A 21,121-nucleotide genomic window follows, 5' to 3' on the forward strand; every position below is an offset into this window, starting at 1 on the left:
TTTAGCATGAAGAGACAGTATTATGCCGGTGCGTTGTCCGCATTGAGCTTCTCCCTCCTGCTGATTGGCGCGTCGGCAAATGCCGCCCCGATCACTATGAAGGAAGTGACTGGCGTGGCCGACGCCGGGGTGATTAACGAGCAGCAGATCCTCTATTGGCTGGTGAAGCGTGGTGAGTTGGCCAGTGATGCCAGCGAGGCGGAGAAGCGCGCCGCAATTAAGGCCTACACCCAAAGAGCCAAGGGCTATCAGGAAAAAGGTGGCCAGGTTCAGGCCAAGCTGGAATCTCAGCAGAGTATGCGTCAGAAGGCCCAGCAGAAGGCGCGGGTGATGTCCTTTGTGACGCCCCAGGCCGACGCAGATGTGACTAAGACGGTGAAGGTACTGGGTGTGCTGATCGACTTTCCCGATCTGCCCCACGACAACAACCGCCTGACAGCCGCCGATACGCCCATGTATTACTCTAGCTACCCTGTCGCCCACTATCAGGATCTCATGTTCTCGACGACCGGCTTTGCCGGCCCTCAGGGGCAGAACCTGTTGACCGGGTATCAATATTATCAGGCAGAATCTGGCGGAAGCTTCTATTTCACCGGTAAGGTCTACGGCTGGTATACCGCCAACCAAAACGCGGCCTATTACGGGCAGCATGACCCCAACAACGACGATGACGACAAGGCGGTTCCCGAGCTGGTGAAAGAGGCGGTGACTCAGGCACTGGCCAGCATGACGCCCAGCGAAATCGCCTCGTTCGACGTGGAAGACCCTTATGATCTCGACGGAGACGGCAACCTCAATGAGGCCGACGGCGACATCGACCATGTGATGCTGTTTCACTCCAGCATAGGCGAAGAGGCCGGTGGTGGTGTGTTGGGCGATGATGCCATCTGGTCGCACCGCTACTTTGTCTATGAAGGCAACTCGCCTGGCTATGAGATCCCCGGCACAGGCAAGAAGGTGTTTGGTTACACGGTTCAGCCCATAGATGCGGCCGCCGGAGTGGTTGTTCATGAGTTTGGCCACGATCTCGGCCTGCCCGATGAGTACGACACCAGCAACAGCGGCGACGGTTCGCCCGTGGGCTCCTGGTCTATCATGTCTGGCGGTAGTTGGACCGGGGATATCCCTGGCAGCCAGCCAACAGGCTTTAGTCCCTATGCCCGCTCTTACCTGCAAAACAAGTATAAGGGCAAGTGGATCAATGAGACTCAGGTGGATCTGGCCGCTATCCCAACGGGTGGCCAGGAGGTACAGCTGGCCGAGGCCGTCAATGCCAACCTGGTGAACCAGATCTCCATTCCTCTGCCTTCGGACAATATTCCCTTCAAGCAGCCCTATGCCGGCAGCTATCAGTACTATTCGGGTCAGGGTAATCTGCTGAGCACTGCGGCCTCCTTTAGCCTGGATTTCCCGGCGAGCAGCAGTCTAACCCTGAAGATGAAGGCACACTGGAGCATAGAGACAGATTATGATTATGTGCAGGTGAAGGTGGGCGATGTGGCCTTAGCCGGTAATCACACCAAGGCCAGCAACATCATCAATAACGCTAAGAACATCATCACGGGTAAGTCTTCTGATGTGGCGGGTGCCGAAGGCGCCGATTCCTGGGTGGAGCTAAGCTTCGACCTCAGTGCCTATGCTGGCAGCAGCGATCGTCAGATCAGCATCGTCTACTTCACCGATGAGGCGGTGGGCGACTATGGTTTCGTGTTCGATGAGCTTAAGGTGCTCGACGGTGAGTCGGTTATCTACAGCGACGGCGCCGAGGACCCAAATACCATGGCGCTCAACGGTGGCTTTGCCAGAATCGATAACACCCGTCCAGGCAAGCCGCGCCGCTACCTGGTGCAGCTGCGCAGCTACAACGGCGTCGATGTCGGATTGAAGAGCCACAGTTATGAGCCGGGTGTCTTGCTCTGGCTGGAGAACTTCAACGAGTCCGACAACAACTCCAGCAAGCATCCAGGCAGTGGCCTGATCGGTGTGGTCGACGCCGACCAGGTGCTAATTGGCACCAATGGCACGGCGACTCAGATCCGCGATGCCACCTTTAGCCTGTATAACCAATCCACCTATTTTGGTGATGACCATCTGGCGGGCAACAGCCTGTTTGATGACAGCCAGGACTATAGTGCGCCACTCAAGCCGCAGGCGGGTATCATACTGCCTGAACTTGGCCTGACCATGGAGGTGGTTACCCAGAGCCAGGATTCCAGCAGCGCCAAGGTACGCTTCGAGTATTCGGGCACTGTGACGCCTCCGCCAGCGCCTGGGGCATTGAGCGCCTCTATCGCTAAGACACAAGAGGGCGCGAGCGTTAGCTTCAGCGCCAATGTGACAGGTGGTGATGGCAGCTATCAGTATGCCTGGAACTTCGGTGTCAGCGGTGCTGCTAGCACCCTGGCGGCGCCAACTTATGTGTATCAGGCATCGGGAAGCTATCAGGTAACCCTGACGGTGACAGATGGCGCCGGTGAATCGGTCACAGCCAACACTCAGGTGACCGTCGTCATCCAACCGGTGGCGGATTTCAGTTATAAGGCCAGCGATCTGACGGTGACCTTTAGCAACCTGTCCAATCAAGGGGTTGGCTCGCTGAGTTATGCCTGGAACTTCGGCGATGGGCAGACGAGCACGGCCGCCTCGCCGACACATACCTATGGCGCGGCGGGTAGTTATACAGTGACTTTGACGGTAACCGATGAGGCCAATAATCAGGCGAGCAAGAGCCTGACGCTGACGGTGACCGCTCCCGTGGTGCAGCCGCCTGTGGTCGAGACCAAGCAGGATTCGGGTGGTGGTAGTCTGGGTTGGATCAGCCTGTCATTGCTGATGCTCCTGGGACTGCGCCGTAGAAGCTAAACAAAAAACGCCTCGTTAAGAGGCGTTTTTTTATGCCAGCCGGTCGATGAGCTGGCGGGCCTTGGGCAGGAAGATCTCGCTGACGATCAGCTGCTGGTCCCCATGGCTAAAGTAGCGTCTTCGGCCCCACAGGGGATGGTGACTCTCCTGCTCGAGCGACTCAATGAGATTAGCGAGGGAGTCGCAGGCGGTAAACTCGCCGACCTCTATCTTGCCCGGGGTGAAATCGCCACTGGTGAACAAAAGCTCGCCCAAGGGGCGGGTGCCCAGAGAGAGGAAGTTATCCTGGGCGCTGTCCATCATGGCGCCTGGCACGAGCGTGCGGGCAAATACCCAGGGGATGCCATCGAGACAGAGCAGCACTTCTCTAATCCAGGCTTGCCCTTGGTGGGGCAATTCGCCCGGGAAGGGAGGCAACATGGCCTCGCCTAACACCTTGACCTCAAATTGGTTGCAGTGAGACTTGAGTTTTTGGGTTAAACTACCGGAAGCTAATAGCCACTCCCTGAAGGGGCTGGGTGGCAGCTGGGGAATTTGATCCGGTGAATGCCATTGAATGGATTCACCATAGGGGAAGCTTAACCTGGTCACACTCATTAAATTCTCGGTACAATACTCAAAAACGTCAGCAGTTTATCATGACGAGGCTTTGATGTCGGTAATTAAAGCCTTGAGTACTAAAGCATCTAAGTATTGGTGCCGTTAAATAAGGTATCGTCTGGCTGGAAAGCGAGTGTTGACCATCAAATCATGAACGGAGTATTCGTCTAATATGAAAAAGTTTGCGCTGCTGTGCCTCATGCTAGTGACCAGTGTACTGAGCCTGGGGGCATTTGCCGAAGAGGAAGAGGTGGTCGACACCTACGCCTATTACGGTTTCGAGCCCGATATTGTGACTAACTATATCTCCAATCGGAAGAAGCTGGGCTTTGTGAAGATCAGTGTCGAACTCATGGTCAAGGTGCCGGAAGATCTGATCGTATTGGAACATCACGACCCGCTGCTGCGCGCCGCCCTCATAGAGATCTTAGGGGCGCAGACCGAAGATAAGGTGAAGTCTCTGACCGGCAAGGAGGAGATCCGCCGCGAGTGTTACGATACACTGAATCGTCTGCTGGAGCAGGAGATAGGCAAGCCGCTTATCGTCAACCTGCTGTTTACTAAATACCTGTACGATTAATGTGTTATGGGCTGCATGCCGTGCGTGCAGCCAGGATCCCCTGATGACCCCGTCTCGAAAGCCCACGCGCCCCGGCGCCAAGAAAGTTGTTTCTCAAAAACCGTCTGCTAAGGCCTCAAGGCCAAAGCCTTCGTCTCAATCTAAACCAAAAGCTAAGCCAAAAGCTAAGCCAAAAGCTAAGCCAAAAGCTAAGCCAAAAGCTAAGCCAGAATCGAAACCACAAGCAAAACTAAAAGCCAAGTCTAAGCCAGCTGAGGGCAAGACTCAGGGGGCGAGCAAGGGGCTGCACCCTCGTAATCTCCATGGACTGGGCTATGAGTTCGAGGCGCTGATGGATACCACGCCGGAGCTTAAGCCCTTCGTTCGTCCCAATCCCTATGGCAACCTGTCTATTGACTTTGCCGCTCCCAGGGCGGTGAAGCTGCTTAACTTGGCGCTGCTCAGGCTGCATTATGGGCTGAGCTATTGGGATATTCCCGAGGGATTTCTCTGCCCGCCGATACCGGGTCGTGTGGATTACCTGCACTACCTGGCGGATCTGCTGGCCGAATCGGCTCCCGGGAGCAAGGAGATGGCCAAGCGCAAGCTGCCTAATGTGACGAGAGTGCCCAAGGGAGAGCGAGTGGTCGCCTTGGATATCGGCACAGGCGCTAATGGCATCTATCCACTGCTGGGACATCAGGTCTACGGTTGGCGTTTCGTGGCAAGTGATATCGACCCTGTCTCGCTGGCCAATGTCGAGCGGATCATTGCAAACAATTCACAGCTGTCGGGCAAGTTAAGCCTACGCCTGCAGTCAGATTCGAAACAGATCTTTACCGGTGTTATCACGCCCGAGGACAGGTTCGATCTGACCCTGTGCAACCCGCCCTTTCATGCCTCGCTGGCGGAGGCGAGTAGAGGCAGCGAGCGCAAACTGAAGAACCTGGCAGCCAACAAGCGGGCCAAGGGACATGAGGTCGCGAAGAGTCAGGAGAAGCTTAACTTTGGCGGCCAGAAGGCTGAGCTCTGGTGCGAAGGGGGAGAGCAGGCCTTTCTCGGCCTGATGATCCGTGAGAGCCGGAATTTCGGCTCACAGTGCCTCTGGTTTACCTCTTTGGTGTCGAAGAAGGAGAATCTTAAGCCCTGCTATCGTCTGCTGGAACAGGTGGGCGCCAAGCGGGTAGAGACCCTTGAGATGGCCCAAGGTAATAAGCTGACTCGAGTGCTGGCCTGGACCTTCCTGACGCCAGAGCAGCATAGTCTCTGGCGACAGTATCGGGTTTAGTCAGGCCCTAGGCGCTAGTTCGCTTAGTACTTCCAGAAGTTAGGGTGGAAGAGCACCGCCACCGTCAGGATCTCCAGACGGCCCAGCAGCATGCCGATGGCCAGTGACCATTTGGCGATGTCGGGCAGGCTGGAGAAGTTCCCCGCCGGGCCGATCACTGGCCCAAGCCCTGGGCCCACATTGGTCACCGCCGTCACCGCGCCGGTAAAGCTGGTGGTCGGGTCGAGTCCGGTAGACACCAAGATCACCGACAAGAGCACTATCACCAGCATAAACAGCAGGATAAAGGTGACCAGGGAGCGCACGATATCTTCTGTGATTGGGCGTCCGTTATAGCGCTCCTTGAAGATACCGTTAGGGTGGAACTGTTGTTTCAGCTGTTCGCGCATGATGGCGATGGCGATCTGGAAACGGAAGATCTTAATTCCCCCAGAGGTCGAACCCGAACAGCTGCCGGCAAACATCAGGAAGAGGAAGGCCACGTTGGCCACCGCGCCCCATGAGGTGTAGTCGGTAAGGCCATAGCCAGTGGTCGTCACCACCGAGACCACGTTAAAGCTGGCCAGGCGCAGTGCGTCGGCCGCCGTCATCTCGTGTCCATGCCAGAGCCAGAAGGCCAGACTGCAGGAGACGAACGCCAGGAAGATGAGGTAGCCCTTCACCTGGGCATCGTTCCAGATCCGCAGCGAACGCTGGGACAGGCTGTGAACAAACATCAGCAGGGGAAGGCCGCCGGCCGCCATGAAGATGGTGCCGACCCAGTGGGCGGGCGCAGAGAAGGCCGCCATGGAGCTGTCTGAGGTGGAGTAGCCGCCGGTGGAGAGTGTGGTCATGGCATGGTTGATCGCCTGAAACCAGGTCATCCCCGCCAGGTGGTAGGCCACACCGCAGCAGACCGTCAGTATGATGTAGACATAGAAGAGGTGCTTGGCCATATCCTGGGTTCGAGGCACCGCCTTGTCGCTCCAGTCCGAGGATTCGGTGCGAAACAGCCGCATCCCCCCTACGTTGAGAAACGGCAGAATGGCTACCGCCATCACGATAAAGCCTATCCCGCCCAGCCACTGCAGCAGCGAGCGCCAGATCAGGATGCTGTGATCCATGGTATCCAGGCCGGACAGCACGGTAGAGCCCGTGGTGGTGATCCCCGACATGGTCTCGAAGAAGGCGTCCGTATAGTTGATGCCGTGGTAGAGGGTGAAGGGCATGGCCGCAAACAGGCTGACGATAAACCAGGTCAGGCTGGTGAGCAGAAACATATCGCGGATATTGAGGCGGATGTTTTCGCTCTGCCCCTGATGCATGCAGGCGCTGGCGCAGGTGCCTGTGATCAGCGAGGCGATCATGAAGGCGCCCACCGTCTCCTCGCCATAGAGTAGGGCGAAGATCAGCGGAAAAAACATAAAGGCGGTCAGGGTCGACAGGAACACGCCTAAGATGAAGAGTAGCGGCCGAAAATTTAGCATCGCGAATTAAGTCTTGGCTTCGTGAGTAGCTTAGAAGAAGAATGCACTAGGCTGGAACAGCTTTTCAACTTCACCGATAAATTTCTTGTTCACCAGGAACAAGATCACGTGGTCGCCCTGCTCGATGACCGTCTTATCGTGGGCCATCAGTACCTCGTCGTCGCGGACGATGGCGCCTATGGTGGTGCCCGGTGGCAGCTTGATCTCGCTAATCTGCTTGCCCACCACCTTGGAGGTGCTGGGATCGCCGTGGGCGATGGCTTCGATCGCCTCGGCGGCGCCGCGTCTCAGTGAGTAGACGTTACAGATATCCCCCTGACGAATATGGGTCAATAGCGCCGAGATGGTCGCCTGTTGCGGCGAGATGGCGATATCGATATTGGCTTCTTGGACGATATCCACATAGGCTTCACGCTGGATCAGCACCATCACCTTCTTGGCGCCCATGCGCTTGGCCAGTAGGGCGGCCATGATGTTGGCCTCGTCGTCGTTGGTGACCGCGATAAATACGTCGGTCTGGTCGATATGCTCCTCGAGCAGCAGCTCCTGATCTGAGGCATCGCCGCAGAATACCGTGGTATTTTCCAGCTTCTCAGACAGCGCCTCGGCGCGATCCGGTCTGTGTTCGATCAGCTTGACCGCATGATTACGCTGTAGCTGCTTGGCCAGCCCCAGACCTATGTTGCCGCCGCCGGCGATCATGATATTGCGGTAGGTGTTGTCCAGCTTCTGCATCTCACTCATCACGGCGCGCACGTGGCGGCTGTCGGCGACGAAGAATACCTCGTCGTCCGCCTCAATGATGGTGGTGCCCCTTGGCATGATGGGACGGCCCTGTCTGAAGATGGCCGCCACACGGGTGTCGATGTTAGGCATGTGCTCGCGCAGGGCTGCCAGGGCGTTACCCACTAGCGGACCGCCATAATAGGCACGTACTGCCACCAGGCTTAGGCGTCCCTCGGCAAATTCCAGCACCTGTAGGGCGCCTGGGTATTCCACCAAGCGACGTATGTAGGAAGTAACCAGCTGCTCGGGGGCGATCAACTCATCTATGATGAAGCCACCGCGAGGTCGGTTCTCGCTCTGCTTGGTCTCGCTGTCGATAAACAGCTTGTCCCGCAGTGCCAGATACTGCTCCGAGCGGATACGGGCGATCTTGGTGGGGGTGCCATAGAGGGAGAAGGCTATCTGGCAGGCCGCCATGTTGCATTCGTCGCTATTGGTCACGGCAATTAACATATCGGCATCTTCGGCCCCCGCGTCCTTGAGGACACCTGGGTGGGCACCATGGCCCAGCACTACCCGCAAGTCATACTTGTCTTGCAGCGAGCGCAGCCGGTCGCGGTCATTGTCGACTATGGTGATGTCGTTGTTTTCTCCAACCAGGTTTTCGGCTAATGTGCCGCCGACCTGACCCGCACCTAATATGATAATTTTCATAGCCTAACGTTATCCCTTAACCAAGCGAGCGTAGTAAAACCCGTCCATATTGTCTTGGCCCGGCATGATTTGCCAGCCAATGTCATCGCTGTTTTGTTGTTGTGCGATTGGAACCAGGGTTGCGTCTTGGGTTCTCGCTAAGAAAGCCGTGATCTGCTCGGCGTTCTCTTGCGGTAAAATTGAGCATGTAGCATACAGGAGTGTGCCACCGGGTTTAAGCCACTGCCAGCAATGATCCAAAATTTGTGACTGCAATGTGGCTAGCTCTTCGATATCGGCCTGCTTTCGTAGCCATTTGATGTCCGGGTGGCGGCGGATCACGCCGGTGGCCGAGCAGGGGGCGTCCAGCAGGATGCGATCGAACTTATCGCCCTGCCACCAGGTGTCTATCTTGGCGGCGTCACCATGTACCAGCTTGGCCTTGAGGTTTAATCTGTCGAGGTTCTGCTGCACCCGCTCCAGGCGTTTGGCGTCGAAGTCGACCGCCACCAGATCTATGCTGGATTCACTCTCCAGCAGATGACAGCTCTTGCCGCCGGGGGCGGCGCAGGCGTCGAGAATCAGTTCATTTGCTTCGGGCGCCAACAGGCTGGCGGCCCATTGTGCGGCGCCATCTTGCACCGAGGCTGCACCATCGGCAAAACCTGGGAGCAGGCCGACATCTTTCGGGCTCTCCAGCAGTATGGCGTCATCGCTCGCACCGGGTGTCGCCGTTATCTCCTGCTCGTCGAGTAGCGCCAGGTATTGCTCTCGGGTCTGGGACAACTGATTGTTACGCAGCCACATGGGCGGGCGTTGATGGCTCTGGGTAATCACCTCTTGCCAGCTGTCTGGATAGGCGGCCTTGAGGCGCTTGATCAACCAGGCGGGGGTATTAAAGGCCAGAGTCTCGTTGTCTTCGGGCAGCGGCTTCTGGTTGCGCTGCAGGTTGCGCAGCACGCCGTTAACTACCTTGACCAGTCCCTCAAACTTGAGCTGGCGACAGGCCTCGGCGGTTTCCGAGATCGCCGCATGGCCGGGGATACGGGTAAAATAGAGCTGATAACATCCCACGAGCAGCAGCTGATGTACGATCCGCTGCTTGCCTTTGAGCGGCTTGCTCATGCAGTCGCTCACCAGCTTATCGAGCTGGGGCAGGTGACGCATCACGCCATAGCAGAGCTCGGCTAGCAGGGCCTTGTCTTTACCGCTGGTGAGTCTTTGCTGCTGTTCGGGCAGGGCCACGGACAGTGAAACCCCTTTCTCTAATACCTGGAAGACGACTCTGGCCGCGAGGGCACGCAGATTCTTCATGCCTGCGCCTCGTCGGAGCTATTGTTTACCTTGTCTGTGCCCTGTAGTTGGGTGCCCGGGGTAAACCAGTCGCCGCGGGCGTTAAGCACGTCGGCCACCGCCATGGCTTTTTTGCCCGGCAGCTGAATGGTTTCAAGTACCAGCACGCCTTCACCTGTAGTGACCGCTATGCCCTGCTTGTCGGCGTGGATGATGGTGCCAGGGGCCTGCTGGCTTGTCTCGTCTGACACGCTGGCCTGCCATACCTTGATTGCCGCATCCTGATGGGGGAAGTGGCTGGCGGGCCATGGATTGAAGGCGCGAACTTCACGCCACAGCTGCTGCGCCGGTTTGCGCCAGTCGAGCTGCGCCTCCTCTTTGCTGAGCTTCTCGGCGTAGCTGGCCAGGGCTTCATCCTGTGGCTCAGGCGTTAGGCTGCCTTCGGCGAGGCCTTTTAGTGCCTGGATCAGGGCGGTCGGCCCCTGCTCGGCCAACTTCTCATACAGGCTGGCGGAGGTGTCGCTGTCTTCGATAGGCAGATGGGTCTTGAGCAGCATGTCACCAGTATCCAGACCTATATCCATTTGCATTATGGTGACGCCGGTTGCCGCGTCGCCGGCCCATAGGGCGCGCTGAATCGGCGCTGCGCCGCGCCAGCGGGGTAGGATGGAACCATGCACATTGATGCAGCCCAGTCTTGGGGTATCCAGTACCACCTGAGGCAAGATAAGGCCGTAGGCGACCACCACCATGATGTCGGCGCCGAGAGCGGCGAGCTCTGCCTGGGCATCTTCGTTTCTCAGGCTCACAGGTTGGTAGACTGGGATATCATGTTCGAGTGCCAAGGCCTTGACCGGGCTGGCCTGTAGCTTCTTGCCACGACCCGCGGGTCTGTCTGGTTGGGAGTAGACCCCGATAACCTGGTGTTCTGAATCGATTAAGGCTTGTAGATGGCGGGCGGCAAAATCTGGCGTACCCGCAAAGAGTATCTTGAGTGGTTTCAAATGGGGCTTATCCTTGTTTGGCTTCGAGGCGCGCGGCTTTTTCGAGTTTCTGTTTGATACGCTGACGCTTGAGGGGCGAGAGGTAATCGACAAACAGTTTGCCATTGAGGTGATCAAGCTCATGTTGCAGACAGATGGCGAACAGCCCATCAGCCTCTAAAGTGAACTCGTTGCCCTCTCTGTCCTGCGCCTTGATGGTGACAAACTCTGCGCGATCGACCTTGGCATAGATACCGGGCACCGAGAGGCAGCCCTCTTCGTTGCAAAAATCGCCACTTTTCTCGATTATCTCTAAATTAATGAAAACCTTAGGGCGTTCTACGTCATCTTGCAGGTCCATAACGATCAATTGATGATGATAATCAACCTGGGTAGCTGCCAGACCAATTCCCTTCTCTTCATACATGGTTTCGAACATATTATCGATTTGTGTCTGAAGCTCAGCGTTAAATTCTGTAATGGGCTTCGCAATCGTGCGTAAGCGCTCATCGGGAAAGCGTAAAACTTTTAGTAAACTCATACATAAACTCTTAACAAGTCTGTCAAATTCGAGACAGTTGGTTATACTGACTTAGGCTAATGGGTTAATTTTAATCCTTAGTGGCATTCAATAACAGTAAAAGCTCTATATAAAGGGCAAACAGCATGGATACCCCCATGAAACGACTAATTTTACTCGGTTTAATGATTTTTAGTAGTTCGTTTGTTGTCGCGGATACCTTGACATTGAAGTCTGGCCATCCCGATTCGTATGTGGTGAAGAAAGGGGATACCCTTTGGGACATCTCAGCCCAATTTCTCAAGGATCCCTGGCGCTGGCCCAAGCTCTGGGGCGCCAACCCACAGATCGCCAACCCTCATCTTATCTATCCTGGAGACAGACTGACCCTGGTCTTTATCGACGGTGAACCCAGATTGGTGGTCAAGCCTCATATTCGTAAGAGCCCCGAAGGACGTGTTTTACCGAAAGGTGGTGCGATCCCCGCCGTGGATCTCAGCCTGATCCAGCCTTATCTGGTGCAAAACCGAGTTGTCGATGGCGAGTGGTTCGATGAGCAGCCGATGGTCATGGGGGGCGAGAGTGAGTCTAAGCACCATGTGACCGATGATGTTATCTATGTTCAAGGGGAGCTGACTCTTGGTGACAAGTTTGGTGTCTATGCCAAGGGACGTCAGTTTGAAGATGCCGAATCTGGCGATGATCTGGGGCTGGAGGTGATTCTGACCGCCAGCGGCCGCGTCATAGAGTCGGGCCCTGTGTCTAAGGTGCGTTTGCTGAGCAATATGCGCGAGACCAAGGCGGGTTATCGTGTGCTGCCTATCGAAGATGATTCGCTGATGTCAGCGTATTTCATGCCTAAGGCGGCGACAACGCTTGGCACAGTGCTCGCCTCTGAGAAAGATGTGCGCGCCATGGGTAAGCTAGATGTGGTCTATATCGACCGAGGTAGCCAAGACGGCGTCGAGCCTGGCCATGTGTTCTCCATCTTCCGCGACGGCGCCGAGGTGGTGATCGATGGTGACGGCAAGCCGGTACAACCTAAGGATCGCAGCACCTATGAGGAACTGCTGGCCAGTATCTCGTCAGATAATGCGGTAAAGATGCCGGATATCTATCGCGGTAAGCTGATGGTATTCAAGGTGTTCGACCGTGTCAGCATGGGGCTTATTCTGATCAACGAGAAGCCCGTACGTGTCCATGACAAGTTGCTGCAACCGGATACCCTGTTAGCGAGCGAATAGTGCCATCGACGACAAGCTGGTCGACTGGCTAGTTGTTTCTGCAGTACCCGGGTTAGGACCGGCCCGGGTAAAACAATTATTAAACTACATGGATGTAGCAGAGCTCAGGCAAAGGCTGGAGTATGAACCCGATGCCTTACCCCTGCCTGAGCGCCTATTGACGGCTAAGCTGTCCCCCGATTTTTCTTTGGTCGAACAGGCGCTAGCTTGGCAAGACGCCGCGCCTCACCATCATATTCTCTGTCCCCAAGATACCCTCTACCCCAGCCTGCTACAGCAGATCAACGATCCGCCGCCGATTCTCTTTGCCAAAGGCGATCCTAACGCCTTGGTGCATCCCTGTATCGCCATGGTGGGTAGCCGCGCCGCGTCTCAGTCGGGATTAGCTGCAAGCTATCAACTGGCCCAGGAACTCGCCGCGGCCAAAATTGCGGTGACCAGTGGCATGGCGGTCGGCATAGATGGCGCGGCCCACCAGGGGGTATTAGATGGCGATGGCGTGACCCTGGCCGTGTTGGGCACAGGCATAGAGGTCGTCTATCCAAAGCGCCACAAACCCATCTACGAAAAGATCCAGCAGAGGGGCTGTGTACTCAGTGAGTTCTGGCCTCAGATGAAACCCTATGCGGGTAACTTTCCCAAGCGCAACCGCATCATCAGCGGGCTCTCGCTGGGCGTACTCGTGGTCGAGGCGGCACGAAAGAGTGGCTCGTTGATCACCGCCCGCCTCGCGCTGGAGCAGGGCCGCGAGGTGTTTGCCGTGCCGGGCAATATCCTGGCGGGGGATCATCAGGGCTGTCATGATTTGTTACGAGATGGTGCTAAATTGGTGGAGTGTGCCGCCGATATTATCGAAGAGGTTGCAGCTTTATCAAAATTTCACCTTGAAGAGTTGCATCGTCGTCACCATATAGGGGAGGAGTTAGCTTCTGATTTGCCATTTGCCTCACTGTTAGCTAGTGTAGGCTATGAGGCCACACCATTAGATGTGGTGGTCGAGCATAGTGGAAAAACGATAGAGCTAGTATTAGAGCAGTTGCTTGAACTTGAACTACAAGGTTGGGTTTCAGCTGTACCCGGTGGTTATATAAGACTTAAGAGGAGCTAGCCATGTTCGATATCCTCATGTATCTATTCGAAAACTATGTGCACAGTGAGGTCGAGTTACTGGTCGATGAAGACGAGTTGACCCAAGAACTGACACGCGCTGGTTTTCATCAATCGGCGATTATCAAGGCCTTGTCCTGGTTGGAACACCTGGCATCGCTACAAGAAAGTGATCAACCCTACCTATGTAATCATGATCAACACTCCTTCCGTATCTATACTCAGGCCGAGATGGAGAAGTTAGATGTCGAGTGTCGTGGTTTTCTACTCTTCTTAGAACAGATCAAGGTGCTCAATGTCGAGCTGCGCGAGATGGTGATCGATCGCGTGATGGAGCTGGACGAGCCTGCGCTGATTCTGGAAGACCTTAAGTGGGTGATCCTCATGGTGTTGTTTAATGTGCCGGGCAACGAGTCTGCCTATGAGCAGATGGAGGATCTGATCTTCGAGCAACCCGATGGGCGGCTACATTCCTAATTGACTCGATTCGGATTTAAAAGAAAGGAGGCCTGAGCCTCCTTTTTTAATGCTTGATTAAAAATGTTGATGGGCCCCATCTAACTTGAGATGGCTCGGCATCAGATAATCGCGATAGGCATAACGATTAAGCTTATTTATCTTGGGCGCCTTATCCGTGTCATGCTCCTCAAATTGGGCAACCTGTTCGGTTAGCCAGTTTGAAAAAGCACTTTGCTGTTCTGAGAGTTGATCGAGCAGCTTCTCATAGCCCTCAAAATAATCTGTCTTCAGGTAATGGCTGAGACGCACCAACTCCTCTGGGTGGTGCTCAGCCAAGAAGCGGATGGCCATGTAACTCCACTTATAGGTTCTATCCAGGCCATCCTTATATTCGGTGGCGAAGATGGTCTTGAGATCTGGCGCCTCATCGAGTTTAGCCTTGATGACCTTTAGGGTCGATGGATTGTCATTGCCCTTGGAGACGTACTCGGCAAGCCCTTCCGACCACCACACCAGCTTGCGCGGGAAATGGCCGAAGCCGCCATATTTCACGAAGCGGCCGTCGAGATAATGCACATATTCATGATTCAGGTTCCAGATGGCAAACTCTGGCGCGATCCAAAACTGTCGATAGGCGAAGAAGCTGGCCTGATTATCGGGATTTGACGGCGTGCCTTCGATATACATGCCGCCGTTATCCGTGCCTATGTCGAACAGCAGTTGGCCGTAGGCGTTGTATTGGCTCCAATTTTTGAAGGCCACTACCTGCAGCGCGTCATTGTTATCGTTGGCGGTCGGCTGGTGCTGAGTCTCGAGTAGTCGATGAAAGTTGGCCTCCTGTGAGGTGAGCTTAGTGCAGCTGGTACTCAGCTCATCTGGGGTGAGATCTTGCGCCAGGATATACAGGCTATCTGAACATTGATGGCGTATGGGTAAGACTTGTGTCAGCTCGGGGATCTGACAGACACTGCTGCGGGCCTTGCAGGCCTCCAGACCGGCGAAGGCGTTCACATGATAGCCCAAGGTATAGGTGGTCTTGGCGGTCTCGCCACGCTGGGCGACATCTTGCTCGGCGAGTCTTACCATGGCATCGTCCAGTGTCTGTTCTGCTGGGGTGAGCTTGCCCTCTTCGCCGCTGGGGAGTGCTAGGCGATAGAGGCCCAGTGCCCAATAGGCATTGGCTCTCGGCCAGTCTTGCTGACCATGCAGGCTTTGTGAGGAGGCGGCAAAGTCGAGCAGAGGCTTATCCAGTTCGGCGGCGATCAACTGCTTGTTGAGCGCGCCATCGGGCTGTTTGCGCGCGACATTGAGCAGCATGCCATAGGCTCTCAGTGTCTCCCAAATAGCATAATCTGCTGCCTGACTAGGCGCTTGTTTTGCGGTTCTCTTTAGTTGCCGATTCAGCAGGGGGAGCAAGCTAGCAAGCTGCTCGGCGCGCTGGTCATTGACTTTGTCATCTTTGTCATCAATCCCATAGTAACGATACAGAGTTACCGCGAAGTGCTCCTGTAATCTGGGCGCCTGAGCGATCAACTGACTATTGCCAAGTCGGCTTAAGGCATCTGTTAGAGCGGTATATTCGGTATCGGTCAGCTTATCCATGGGGCCGAAATAGCTAAAGGCTCTTAGGTAATAGAGCAGGGCGTCTAGGCTTGCCTCATCCTGGGCCAGCATGATGGCTTGTAGTGCCTTAGCTAAGCTGGCGGTATCGAGCAGGGGGTTGTCATGGCTGAAGATCTGCTGTGACGGTAAGGTGCTTAGCTCATTGATAAAGGCCGAGTCTATCTGTCTAGGGGTTCTCTTTTCTTGGGCTATCTGTCCTGGTGCAGTGACGCTGCAGCCCACCAAGAGGCTGGGGCCGACGAGCAACAGGGCGCAGAGTGATTGGCGCAACATAGGGTCTCCTTGTTATTTTGCATACAATATATTTCAATCCAGCAAAGAAGACTAGCTATAATTAAGTGCACATTCGATTCCCAAGGCGCTGTAGAGCTTGGTAAAATAGCTAGAGTCACCGGCTGTCGAGAAACTCATGTCTAAGATAGATGATCAACTGTTTAGTTCACACGAGCATGCACTGGAGAAAGAGTATGAACTCTGCCCTAAGTGTGGTTGTGAGCTGTCGGTGAAAAACAGTAAACATGGTGGATTCATCGGCTGCAACAACTACCCAAGCTGTGACTACACCCGGCCTCTGGTGCATCATGAGTCGATCGAGACTCAGGTAATCGAAGACTCAGAGTGCCCAGAATGCGGGGCCGAGCTGGCGGTAAAGTCGGGTCGTTTCGGTATCTTCATCGGCTGTACCCGCTATCCTGATTGTAAGCATATCGAGAAGCATGATCAGGAAGACCCCGCCGAGGCCGTCACCTGTCCCAGCTGTCATAAAGGGGTGATGGAGCATAGAACCAGCCGTTTCGGTAAAAGCTTCTACGCCTGTAGTGCCTACCCTAAGTGTAAGTTCTTGGTGAATTACCCGCCCGTGCAGGAAACCTGCCCCGATTGCGGCTTCGGTATCTTAGTCGAGCGCAAGCGCGCAGCCGGCATGCGCCTGGAATGTCCGCAAAAGAGTTGTAAGTATAAGCGTCCGCTATAGGGCCTGTTTATCCTTTGCCGCCATTGTTCGTATTAGCTTTGTCTGTATAATCTCGACCCATAGGGTCAAGTCGACCCGTTGAACACAGAAAGGTAAGGCGACATGTTACAGCAAGATCCCGCTGCCCTGGTTGAAACGGTACTGCAAGGAGGCGTCATAGCCTATCCGACCGAGGCCGTTTATGGGCTGGGTTGTGACCCCGACAACGATGAGGCGATTCAGAAGCTGCTGGATTTAAAGCAGCGTCCATGGCAGAAAGGTTTGATCTTGGTCGCCAGCGATTTCAATCAGTTAACGCCCTATATCGATAGCTCTGTCCTCACCGAGGCGCAGCTGCAGTCGGCCTTCGACAAGTGGCCAGGCCCCTTTACCTTCATCATGCCGAAACGACCCGGGCTCTCTAGCCTCTTGAGTGGTCAGTTTGACTCCCTCGCCGTGCGCGTCTCTAATCATCCTGGCGTGCAGGCGCTATGTCAGGCGCTGGGTAAGCCCATCGTCTCGACCAGTGCCAACCTGACCGGGGAAGAGCCCGCCTTGACTCCAGAGGAAGTTATACGTCAGTTTGATGGCAAGATAGATGGTCTGGTGGCCGGTAGCCTGGGCGCCGAGCCTAAACCATCGACCATCATAGATGTGATCAGCGGAAAGATTTTACGATAACCAAAGCAAGGAATTTTTATGAAGCCTGATGCCACCCAAGTCAAAGCATTCTTACTCGACCTGCAACAAAGGATCTGTGAAGGCCTGGAACAACTCGATGGCGAGGCCAAGTTTGTCGCCGACTCCTGGGAGCGGGAAGAGGGTGGCGGCGGCACCAGCCGCGTATTGACTAAGGGTAAGGTGTTTGAGCAGGCCGGGGTAAACTTTTCCCACGTGACAGGTGCGGCCATGCCGGCATCGGCTACCGCTCACAGACCCGAGTTGGCCGGACGCAGCTTCGAGGCCATGGGTGTCTCCCTGGTGATCCATCCTAACAACCCCTATGTGCCGACGACCCACGCCAACGTCCGCTTCTTTATCGCCGAGAAGGAAGGAGCCGATCCCGTCTGGTGGTTTGGCGGCGGCTTCGATCTGACCCCTTACTATCCGTTCGAAGAAGATGTGGTGGCCTGGCATCAGAGCGCCAAGGCATTGTGCGAGCCCTTCGGTGAAGACGTTTACCCTAAATATAAGAAATGGTGCGACGAGTATTTCTTCCTGCCACATCGTAACGAGACCCGTGGTGTCGGCGGTCTCTTCTTCGACGATCTTAACGAGCCAGGGTTCGAAAACAGCTTCGCCTTCATGCAGGCGGTGGGCGAGGGCTTCCTGAAGGCCTATGCCCCTATCGTCGAGAAGCGTAAGGAGACGGCATACGGTGAACGTGAGCGTGATTTCCAGCTCTATCGCCGCGGCCGCTACGTGGAATTTAACCTTGTGTATGACAGAGGCACACTATTTGGCCTGCAGACAGGTGGTCGTACCGAGTCTATCCTGATGTCTATGCCGCCGCTGGTGCGCTGGCAGTATGCCTACACCCCTGAGGCGGGCAGCCCAGAGGCCAAGCTTTACAGCGATTATCTCAAGCCGAGAGAGTGGTTAGAGGCATAAGGAATATCACAAAGGGCTCGAATGAGCCCTTTTTTAATCAAGACAATGGCAATACTTTATTGGTTGCGCATATGGTCGGCGAGCGTCGAGATCGCCTGGTAGATTGCTTCCCTGTGTTGCGGCTCTTTAATCTCTATCGCCAATGCCCGTTGCATGCAGAGTAGCCATTGATCACGCATCGTCTCGTCTATGCTAAAGGGCATGTGTCTTGCGCGCAGGGCTGGATGCCCATGACGTTGATGAAACAGCTGGGGGCCGCCCAGCCAGCCGCTGAGAAATTCAAACAGCTTCTGTTCCGACTCGGTAATGGGGGATCTATGCATGGCCAGCAAGGCCTGGGTATCTGGGCTGGTCTGCATCTGATGGTAAAACTGCTTGGCAAGCGCGCGGATCACCTTCTCTCCACCAATTTTGTCATAGGCGTTCGATTGCTGAGGATCGCGCTCGGCCGAAGGCCTAGCCATCATCTTTTTTAACCACTTCATCTGACTCTCTCGCGGGCTCTGTTTTACTGGGTCTTGGTATCAAGCGGCACACTAGCCGATTCTCCGGTCGCAATCAATCCAAGTTTCCCTGAAGAGATTGCATGCTTGCCCCCTTTGCTTCACCGAAAAAGCTCAGTAGACTGAGCGCAATCGAATCAAACAGAGACAACTTCTCCATGACGCAGCAGGTGCAAGACAGATACGCCGTATTTGGCCATCCCATAGGGCATAGCAAATCCCCGGCTATTCATCAGGCGTTCGCCAAGTCGACGGGCGAGTCGCTGCAATATGAAGCCATCTTGGCGCCCCTCGATGGTTTCGCCGAGTCTCTGCAAGCTTTCTTCGAACATGGCGGCAAGGGGGCCAACGTGACCCTGCCGTTTAAAGAGCAGGCCTATGCCTTGTGTGATTGCCTGGGTGATGAGGCCAAGATCGCAGGCGCCGTGAACACCCTCACTTTTCTGGCCGATGGCCGCATCAAGGGCGACAATACCGATGGCTTGGGGCTGGTGGCGGATCTCGAGCGTCACCTTGGTAGCCTGTGCGGTAAGAGTGTCTTGCTTATCGGCGCAGGTGGTGCGGCGCGCGGCGCCATATTGCCGCTACTGAATGCCGGTATCGACTCTTTGACAATACATAACCGTACCCATAGCAAGGCGGAGCAACTGGCCGATGCATTTAAGGCCTATGGCCAGGTTAAGGCCAGTACCTTGGATGAACTGACCCATAGCTTCGATATAGTGATCAACTCAACCTCAGCCAGTTTGAGTGGCGAGCTACCGAATCTGCCCAAGGCGATTATCGCCGCCCATAGCGTCTGCTACGATATGATGTATGGTCGGGAGCTCACCGCCTTTAATCGCTGGGCCTTAGACCAAGGGGCGAGTCAGACGATCGATGGCCTCGGCATGCTGGTGGGGCAGGCTGCCAAGAGCTTCGCCATCTGGCGCGGTGTCGAGCCCGCTGTCGAGCCCGTATTAGCGACGCTGCGTAGTGAGCTCGCGGCGCAGGTGTGATAAGCACTCATATCGATTGGCAATAGGAGTAATGGGCCATGAATCAAAGCATCATATTTACCGAGCAACTGACCTGGGATGCCCAGCTAAGCGCCATTCATTTTACGGCGCAGCAGCAAGGGATGGTGATCGATTGCTACATAGGGCAGAAGGTGCTTGAGCATCTTGCGGCAGAGAAGATTAATAACAGCGAACAGGCACTGTCCCTGTTTGAGCAGTTTCGTTTCGATATCGAGGAACAGGCGGAAAAGATGATCGAGAAGGAGGCGTTCGACGTCCAGGGTCATATTCAGGTGGAACGCGTCGATTAGTTTGCGCTGCTATCTTTCGCCATTGACTACTTCTAGTCGTCATAAAGGCGCCGAGATATCGACGCCTCCTAAATCTAGGCCTTTTAAGGTTTAGCTAGTTTAGGCCTAGCTATGTCCAGCTAGCCGACAATCGTTAGGTTGGCAAATCCTGTAACGCTTCTTCAATGTATTCGTTCTTCAGGCGGACATAGTTGTCGGCCGACTCGGGGAGGAATTTTATTTCAGCCTCGGTCAGCGCTCTCACTTTCTTGGCTGGGCTGCCTACATAGAGGTGGCCACTCTCCAATGTCTTACCGGGGGGCACCAAAGAGCCTGCACCTAATATCACGTCATCTTCTATCACCGCGCCGTCCAGTATGATGGCGCCCATGCCAATAAGGATACGATTACCTACTTGGCAGCCATGCAACATCGCCTTATGGCCTATGGTGACATCGTCGCCGATAAGCAGTGGATGACCCTCTGGGCGGCTGGCCGACTTACGGGTCACATGTAGTACTGTGCCATCTTGCACGTTTGAACGTTTACCTATGCGGATATGATTCACATCGCCTCGGGCCGCCACCATGGGCCAGACGCTGGCATCTGTGTCTAATGCAATATCGCCGACGAGCACACAGGCTTCATCAATATACACACTGGCATCAAATTGTGGGCTAACGCCCTTATAGGCACGGATAGATTTTGTCATGGCTAGGTCCTTAAAACGGCCAAATGAGTGAGGGTCACCCAGTATAATGGGGAAAAAGTAGCTAGTCAGGCTAAAAAGCATGCAAACAATGCAAAAGTAGCACTTTTCTTTAAAAAAGCCCTTGCGTAAAAGTTTCTGCTCCCTATAATGCGCTCCCACTGACACGGCAAACGGCGCTGCTTAGCGACGGTAACAGCCTTCAGATGGTTCGAGTGAAAAGTTGAAAAACTTCTTAAAAATCACTTGACGCCAACATCGGGAAGTGTAGAATACGCATCCCTAAGCCAATGGCCCGGCGCCAGCGGCGGCATCGAAAATAATGATGCAATGCTCTTTAACAAGATAAAACAAGAAATCTGTGTGGACACTCACAGGTATTGAGTTAATCGAAAACGATTTAAATCTCAATGCATGATTTACTAAATCTAGTTTCACTAGAGATAGTGAGTGTTCATAGCAATATGTACAAACATGTAGATGATTCTTCCGAGTCATTTATGTGAATCAGAATTCATTGAGTCGCTTCCTTTTGAATAAAGAGTGGAGCAAAAAAACTTTTAATTGAAGAGTTTGATCATGGCTCAGATTGAACGCTGGCGGCAGGCCTAACACATGCAAGTCGAGCGGTAACA

Annotated in this window: 20 protein-coding genes and 1 rRNA gene; 12 read left to right on the top strand and 9 right to left on the bottom strand. The window is 54.8% G+C overall.

Annotation, left to right across the window (positions count from 1 at the left end; translation table 11 throughout):
• Positions 1–6: 6 nt before the first annotated feature.
• A complete protein-coding gene (locus AYI87_RS18500) occupies positions 7–2,862 on the top strand; it encodes an immune inhibitor A domain-containing protein (RefSeq protein ID WP_144204143.1) in 2,856 nt (951 codons plus the stop codon).
• A 30-nt stretch (positions 2,863–2,892) separates the two neighbouring features.
• Here the strand turns inward: AYI87_RS18500 and AYI87_RS18505 are convergent, their stop codons facing one another.
• Positions 2,893–3,459 (bottom strand): chorismate--pyruvate lyase family protein, encoded by a 567-nt coding sequence (locus AYI87_RS18505; RefSeq protein ID WP_144204144.1) that lies wholly within the window; start codon positions 3,457–3,459, stop codon positions 2,893–2,895.
• A gap of 175 nt (positions 3,460–3,634) precedes the next feature.
• Between AYI87_RS18505 and AYI87_RS18510 the strand changes: the two genes are divergently transcribed.
• Both AYI87_RS18510 and rlmF read left to right on the top strand, forming a co-directional pair.
• A complete protein-coding gene (locus AYI87_RS18510) occupies positions 3,635–4,042 on the top strand; it encodes a flagellar basal body-associated protein FliL (RefSeq protein WP_144204145.1) in 408 nt (135 codons plus the stop codon).
• Positions 4,043–4,085: 43 nt separating this feature from the next.
• Entirely contained in the window at positions 4,086–5,309 is a 1,224-nt protein-coding gene (rlmF, locus tag AYI87_RS18515) for a 23S rRNA (adenine(1618)-N(6))-methyltransferase RlmF (RefSeq protein WP_144204146.1), read from the top strand.
• Positions 5,310–5,332: 23 nt separating this feature from the next.
• Here the strand turns inward: rlmF and AYI87_RS18520 are convergent, their stop codons facing one another.
• Genes AYI87_RS18520 through def form a run of 5 tightly spaced genes read right to left on the bottom strand, consistent with a single transcriptional unit; the run spans position 5,333 to position 11,011 of the window.
• A complete protein-coding gene (locus AYI87_RS18520; RefSeq protein WP_144204147.1) occupies positions 5,333–6,775 on the bottom strand; it encodes a TrkH family potassium uptake protein in 1,443 nt (480 codons plus the stop codon).
• Positions 6,776–6,805: 30 nt separating this feature from the next.
• Positions 6,806–8,215, bottom strand: coding sequence for a Trk system potassium transporter TrkA (gene trkA, locus AYI87_RS18525; RefSeq protein WP_144204148.1), 1,410 nt, complete (start codon positions 8,213–8,215; stop codon positions 6,806–6,808).
• A gap of 9 nt (positions 8,216–8,224) precedes the next feature.
• Entirely contained in the window at positions 8,225–9,508 is a 1,284-nt protein-coding gene (gene rsmB / locus AYI87_RS18530; protein WP_144204149.1) for a 16S rRNA (cytosine(967)-C(5))-methyltransferase RsmB, read from the bottom strand.
• The gene (gene fmt, locus AYI87_RS18535; RefSeq protein WP_144204150.1) at positions 9,505–10,491 is read right to left on the bottom strand and encodes a methionyl-tRNA formyltransferase; all 987 of its coding nucleotides are present in this window, start codon (positions 10,489–10,491) and stop codon (positions 9,505–9,507) included. Before fmt ends, rsmB begins: the two co-directional genes overlap by 4 nt.
• Before the next feature lie 7 nt (positions 10,492–10,498).
• On the bottom strand, positions 10,499–11,011 hold the full coding sequence (def, locus tag AYI87_RS18540; protein WP_144204151.1) for a peptide deformylase: 513 nt from the start codon (positions 11,009–11,011) through the stop codon (positions 10,499–10,501).
• A 125-nt stretch (positions 11,012–11,136) separates the two neighbouring features.
• Between def and AYI87_RS18545 the strand changes: the two genes are divergently transcribed.
• The 3 genes from AYI87_RS18545 to AYI87_RS18555 all read left to right on the top strand — a co-directional run bounded on the left by AYI87_RS18545 (position 11,137) and on the right by AYI87_RS18555 (position 13,818).
• Positions 11,137–12,234 (top strand): LysM peptidoglycan-binding domain-containing protein, encoded by a 1,098-nt coding sequence (locus tag AYI87_RS18545; protein WP_144204152.1) that lies wholly within the window; start codon positions 11,137–11,139, stop codon positions 12,232–12,234.
• Positions 12,235–12,322: 88 nt separating this feature from the next.
• Complete coding sequence (gene dprA, locus AYI87_RS18550) at positions 12,323–13,342, top strand: DNA-processing protein DprA (RefSeq protein WP_144204153.1); 1,020 nt, start codon at positions 12,323–12,325, stop codon at positions 13,340–13,342.
• A gap of 2 nt (positions 13,343–13,344) precedes the next feature.
• Positions 13,345–13,818, top strand: coding sequence for a DUF494 family protein (locus AYI87_RS18555; protein ID WP_011867527.1), 474 nt, complete (start codon positions 13,345–13,347; stop codon positions 13,816–13,818).
• Positions 13,819–13,875: 57 nt separating this feature from the next.
• Here AYI87_RS18555 and AYI87_RS18560 read toward each other — a convergent pair whose 3' ends face one another.
• Positions 13,876–15,696, bottom strand: coding sequence for a collagenase (locus tag AYI87_RS18560; RefSeq protein ID WP_144204154.1), 1,821 nt, complete (start codon positions 15,694–15,696; stop codon positions 13,876–13,878).
• A gap of 136 nt (positions 15,697–15,832) precedes the next feature.
• Between AYI87_RS18560 and AYI87_RS18565 the strand changes: the two genes are divergently transcribed.
• The 3 genes from AYI87_RS18565 (at position 15,833) to hemF (ending at position 17,986) form a co-directional block, all read left to right on the top strand.
• Positions 15,833–16,396, top strand: coding sequence for a type I DNA topoisomerase (locus AYI87_RS18565; protein WP_144204155.1), 564 nt, complete (start codon positions 15,833–15,835; stop codon positions 16,394–16,396).
• 102 nt (positions 16,397–16,498) lie between these two features.
• On the top strand, positions 16,499–17,056 hold the full coding sequence (locus tag AYI87_RS18570) for an L-threonylcarbamoyladenylate synthase (RefSeq protein ID WP_011867524.1): 558 nt from the start codon (positions 16,499–16,501) through the stop codon (positions 17,054–17,056).
• 18 nt (positions 17,057–17,074) lie between these two features.
• Entirely contained in the window at positions 17,075–17,986 is a 912-nt protein-coding gene (hemF, locus tag AYI87_RS18575) for an oxygen-dependent coproporphyrinogen oxidase (RefSeq protein ID WP_144204156.1), read from the top strand.
• 56 nt (positions 17,987–18,042) lie between these two features.
• On the opposite strand, the gene AYI87_RS18580 is transcribed toward hemF, so the two are convergent.
• A complete protein-coding gene (locus AYI87_RS18580) occupies positions 18,043–18,471 on the bottom strand; it encodes a group II truncated hemoglobin (protein ID WP_144204157.1) in 429 nt (142 codons plus the stop codon).
• A gap of 176 nt (positions 18,472–18,647) precedes the next feature.
• Between AYI87_RS18580 and aroE the strand changes: the two genes are divergently transcribed.
• Entirely contained in the window at positions 18,648–19,487 is an 840-nt protein-coding gene (gene aroE, locus AYI87_RS18585; protein WP_186300671.1) for a shikimate dehydrogenase, read from the top strand.
• Positions 19,488–19,525: 38 nt separating this feature from the next.
• A complete protein-coding gene (locus AYI87_RS18590; RefSeq protein WP_144204159.1) occupies positions 19,526–19,798 on the top strand; it encodes a DUF1488 domain-containing protein in 273 nt (90 codons plus the stop codon).
• Positions 19,799–19,931: 133 nt separating this feature from the next.
• Here the strand turns inward: AYI87_RS18590 and AYI87_RS18595 are convergent, their stop codons facing one another.
• The gene (locus AYI87_RS18595) at positions 19,932–20,489 is read right to left on the bottom strand and encodes a gamma carbonic anhydrase family protein (RefSeq protein WP_144204160.1); all 558 of its coding nucleotides are present in this window, start codon (positions 20,487–20,489) and stop codon (positions 19,932–19,934) included.
• A 558-nt stretch (positions 20,490–21,047) separates the two neighbouring features.
• Between AYI87_RS18595 and AYI87_RS18600 the strand changes: the two genes are divergently transcribed.
• Positions 21,048–21,121, top strand: a 16S ribosomal RNA gene (locus AYI87_RS18600); the annotation flags it as partial.

Source organism: Shewanella sp. KCT, from assembly GCF_007636505.1.
GTDB lineage: Bacteria > Pseudomonadota > Gammaproteobacteria > Enterobacterales > Shewanellaceae > Shewanella > Shewanella halotolerans.

Excerpts from the sequence above, each read along its gene's own strand:
- AYI87_RS18500 (WP_144204143.1), top strand. The coding sequence starts at position 7 with ATGAAGAGACAGTATTATGCCGGTGCGTTGTCCGCATTGAGCTTCTCC.
- AYI87_RS18505 (WP_144204144.1), bottom strand. The coding sequence starts at position 3,459 with ATGAGTGTGACCAGGTTAAGCTTCCCCTATGGTGAATCCATTCAATGG.
- AYI87_RS18510 (WP_144204145.1), top strand. The coding sequence starts at position 3,635 with ATGAAAAAGTTTGCGCTGCTGTGCCTCATGCTAGTGACCAGTGTACTG.
- rlmF (WP_144204146.1), top strand. The coding sequence starts at position 4,086 with ATGACCCCGTCTCGAAAGCCCACGCGCCCCGGCGCCAAGAAAGTTGTT.
- AYI87_RS18520 (WP_144204147.1), bottom strand. The coding sequence starts at position 6,775 with ATGCTAAATTTTCGGCCGCTACTCTTCATCTTAGGCGTGTTCCTGTCG.
- trkA (WP_144204148.1), bottom strand. The coding sequence starts at position 8,215 with ATGAAAATTATCATATTAGGTGCGGGTCAGGTCGGCGGCACATTAGCC.
- rsmB (WP_144204149.1), bottom strand. The coding sequence starts at position 9,508 with ATGAAGAATCTGCGTGCCCTCGCGGCCAGAGTCGTCTTCCAGGTATTA.
- def (WP_144204151.1), bottom strand. The coding sequence starts at position 11,011 with ATGAGTTTACTAAAAGTTTTACGCTTTCCCGATGAGCGCTTACGCACG.
- AYI87_RS18545 (WP_144204152.1), top strand. The coding sequence starts at position 11,137 with ATGGATACCCCCATGAAACGACTAATTTTACTCGGTTTAATGATTTTT.
- dprA (WP_144204153.1), top strand. The coding sequence starts at position 12,323 with ATGGATGTAGCAGAGCTCAGGCAAAGGCTGGAGTATGAACCCGATGCC.
- AYI87_RS18555 (WP_011867527.1), top strand. The coding sequence starts at position 13,345 with ATGTTCGATATCCTCATGTATCTATTCGAAAACTATGTGCACAGTGAG.
- AYI87_RS18560 (WP_144204154.1), bottom strand. The coding sequence starts at position 15,696 with ATGTTGCGCCAATCACTCTGCGCCCTGTTGCTCGTCGGCCCCAGCCTC.
- AYI87_RS18565 (WP_144204155.1), top strand. The coding sequence starts at position 15,833 with ATGTCTAAGATAGATGATCAACTGTTTAGTTCACACGAGCATGCACTG.
- AYI87_RS18570 (WP_011867524.1), top strand. The coding sequence starts at position 16,499 with ATGTTACAGCAAGATCCCGCTGCCCTGGTTGAAACGGTACTGCAAGGA.
- hemF (WP_144204156.1), top strand. The coding sequence starts at position 17,075 with ATGAAGCCTGATGCCACCCAAGTCAAAGCATTCTTACTCGACCTGCAA.
- AYI87_RS18580 (WP_144204157.1), bottom strand. The coding sequence starts at position 18,471 with ATGAAGTGGTTAAAAAAGATGATGGCTAGGCCTTCGGCCGAGCGCGAT.
- aroE (WP_186300671.1), top strand. The coding sequence starts at position 18,648 with ATGACGCAGCAGGTGCAAGACAGATACGCCGTATTTGGCCATCCCATA.
- AYI87_RS18590 (WP_144204159.1), top strand. The coding sequence starts at position 19,526 with ATGAATCAAAGCATCATATTTACCGAGCAACTGACCTGGGATGCCCAG.
- AYI87_RS18595 (WP_144204160.1), bottom strand. The coding sequence starts at position 20,489 with ATGACAAAATCTATCCGTGCCTATAAGGGCGTTAGCCCACAATTTGAT.